Raw genomic sequence first — 2,190 nt, 5'->3', positions numbered from 1 at the left:
GAGCCATTTCTTCAGCCAGTTCCTGCATCAGATTGCTGGCATGGCGGAGCGTTTCGGCCTGCGATGGGGTTGGCTCGCTGTCTTCGCGGGGCGTGGGTTCCGTGCCCGGCTGGGTTTCCAGATTAAGCTCACGGGTAGTTGTAGTCTGGCGAACTTCATCAAGATCGGTCGGGTCCGGGCGGCCCGGCGAGAAATACCGAAACACCGGGCTGGTGCCCTGGGGAATTTCAAGCGCTGCAACCTCTCGCTGCACGCCGAAGGCTTTGGCCATTTCCTGGGCGACCTGCTTGAATTTCATGGCGTCGAGTTCGGAAAACGACAGCAGCAGTACAAAAAAACACATCAGCAGCGACATCAGATCTGCGAAAGTGACCACCCAGGCAGGAATACCCGGGGTTGGCTCCTCCGGAAGCTCATCCATCGCGCTCATCAGGCCTCCGCTTCGGTGGTGTCACGCTTGGAGGGCGGCAGGTAGGATGACAGCATCTGCTCGATGACTCTCGGGTTGCGACCTTCCTGAATTGCAATCACCGCATCCGTGATCAGTGCCTGCATACGGGCTTCTTCCGTCATTCGCAGTTCGAGTTTGTCCGCCAGCGGATTGGCGAACATGGTGGCTATCATGGCGCCGTAAAGGGTTGTCAGCAGGGCAACAGCCATCGACGGGCCAATACTCTTCGGGTCGTCCATGTTGGACAGCATCTGGACCAGGCCGATAATGGTGCCAATCATGCCCATGGCCGGCGCAACGTCACCAAAAGCCCGGAAAACTTTGGCGCCCCAACGATTGCGATCCAGTGTCAGCAGCCGCTCCTTGTTCAGGAGTGTGGCAATGATGTCGGCGGACTGGCCATCAATGAGGTGTTGTATGCCCTGTTGGAGATAGGTCGAGCTGGTTTCCCGGCCTTCCAGGTTGAGCACCCCCTGTTTGCGGGCGATGTTGGCGATTTCAATTAGCTCCTCAATCAGGGTCTGAGTGTCTGGAAGCTTGAATGAAAAGGCACGCCCCGCAGCTCTGAAAGCTCCAAAATACTGACTGAAGCTGAACTTGGCCAGAACCACGGCCAGGCTGCCCAGAATGACGATCAGGATCGACGGAATGTTGAAGAAAACATCACTGGATGCGCCGAGAATGACAGCCATTGCAATAATGACAGTCGCTCCCAGCAAACCGATAAGCGTGGCGAAGTCCAAACCTGGTTCCTTTCACTGAGTAAGACGACGAACCGAAATGTGTCCGGATTGTAATCAGCTGTTACATAAAAGAACAGGAAATTCGATGCTTTTTTGCTCAGGTAACTTCGCTGACCATCTGGTAAACTGCCGCCTTCTTTTTCCGCAACTGTGAATTACCGATGAATGCACTGGAGAAACGAGCGATTGCCTCGCTCGCTTCGGTTTATGCCATGCGCATGCTGGGCCTTTTCATGGTCCTGCCCGTGTTTGCCCTACTGGGGTCCGAACTGTCCGGGGCCACGCCGGCGTTGACCGGTCTGGCGATCGGCGCCTACGGCTTGACCCAGGCGTTGCTGCAGGTACCCTTCGGATTATTGTCTGACCGGCTGGGTCGCAAGCCGCTTATTTACGTCGGGCTGGTGATCTTCGCGGCGGGCAGCCTGCTGGCGGGCGCGTCGGACAGTATCTACGGCGTGATTGCCGGGCGTGCGCTGCAGGGCGCCGGGGCCATTGCCAGCGTACTGATGGCGTTACTGAGTGACCTCACCCGCGAAGAACAGCGCACCAAAGCCATGGCGACGGTCGGGATTACGATCGGGCTATCGTTCTCACTATCCTTGATCGTTGGACCCCTGGTGGCATCAGTGGCTGGCCTGGCCGGCCTGTTTTACTTTACCGCGCTGCTTGCCACAATCGCGCTTGGCATCGTTCGCTTCCTGGTACCGGAGCCCGTGGCCGGCGCCCTGACCTCTGATCATCTGCCGGTCAGGGCAATGCTGGGACGGGTACTCACCGACAGCCGGCTATTGCGCCTCGACTTCGGAATATTTGCCCTGCATCTGGTGCTGACCGCACTGTTCCTGCTGGTGCCGGTGCTACTGACCCAGGAGCTTGGTCTGCCGGCCGAGCGCCACTGGTGGTTCTACCTCACCATTATGGTGACGTCATTTTTTGCCATGGTACCGTTCATCATTATCGGAGAAAAATACCGCAAGATGAAACCGGTGCTCTCTG

The 2,190-nt window shown here is 57.4% G+C and carries 3 protein-coding genes; 1 reads left to right on the top strand and 2 read right to left on the bottom strand.

Annotated elements, in window-relative coordinates:
• Positions 1-421: flagellar motor protein MotB (locus tag AAC035_RS20855; protein WP_339807038.1), on the bottom strand; the 421-nt coding region annotated here is incomplete at its 3' end.
• 8 nt (positions 422-429) lie between these two features.
• Positions 430-1,194 (bottom strand): flagellar motor protein PomA, encoded by a 765-nt coding sequence (gene pomA, locus AAC035_RS20850; RefSeq protein WP_339807037.1) that lies wholly within the window; start codon positions 1,192-1,194, stop codon positions 430-432.
• A 161-nt stretch (positions 1,195-1,355) separates the two neighbouring features.
• Between pomA and AAC035_RS20845 the strand changes: the two genes are divergently transcribed.
• A partial coding sequence (locus tag AAC035_RS20845; RefSeq protein ID WP_339807035.1) for an MFS transporter occupies positions 1,356-2,190 on the top strand: 835 nt, incomplete at its 3' end.

The organism is uncultured Marinobacter sp., from assembly GCF_963974375.1.
Classification (GTDB): domain Bacteria; phylum Pseudomonadota; class Gammaproteobacteria; order Pseudomonadales; family Oleiphilaceae; genus Marinobacter.
Note: the sequence above shows the minus strand (reverse complement) of the source record. Positions and strands in the feature narration are given on the sequence as shown.